This window comes from Thalassospira sp. MCCC 1A01428, from assembly GCF_002115825.1.
Classification (GTDB): Bacteria; Pseudomonadota; Alphaproteobacteria; order Rhodospirillales; family Thalassospiraceae; genus Thalassospira.
This window is the reverse complement of sequence record NZ_JFJZ01000174.1, coordinates 1-432: the sequence shown is the minus strand read 5'-3', so window position 1 is coordinate 432 and position 432 is coordinate 1. Positions and strand designations below refer to the sequence as shown.

Below are 432 nucleotides of genomic sequence, written 5' to 3'. Positions count from 1 at the left end.
TTCGCCGCGGGGTTGTTTATCGACGGAATCAGAGCTCATGAACAGATACCTTGACTGTTTTTATCTGTTTGAACTTGACACATTCGTCTTCAAACTACAAGTTTGTGAACAATTGTATACAAGAGTATCCAATAAAACACTAAAAGGTGACGCCTTCGTGAAAACACTCCATGACCATTACGATGTCCTTGTCGCGGGCGGCGGGCAAGCCGGGCTCATTGCCGCCATCGTCGCGGCCGAAAAGGGCGCGCGTGTCTGCCTGCTTGAAGGGGCACCCCGACCCTATCGGGGCGGCAATACCCGCCATACCCGCAATCTGCGTCCCCTGCATGTTGGTCCGCTATCTGTGCTAAGCGGCACATACGATGAAGCTGAATATTGGGAAGACCTGATGCGCGTCACCAAGGGCAAAACCAATGAAAAACTTGCCCG

1 protein-coding gene is annotated in these 432 nt (G+C 52.3%); it reads left to right on the top strand.

All coding sequences use genetic code 11. The features are described from left to right. Positions 1–157: 157 nt before the first annotated feature. A partial coding sequence (locus THS27_RS26470; RefSeq protein ID WP_246833117.1) for an FAD-dependent oxidoreductase occupies positions 158–432 on the top strand: 275 nt, incomplete at its 3' end.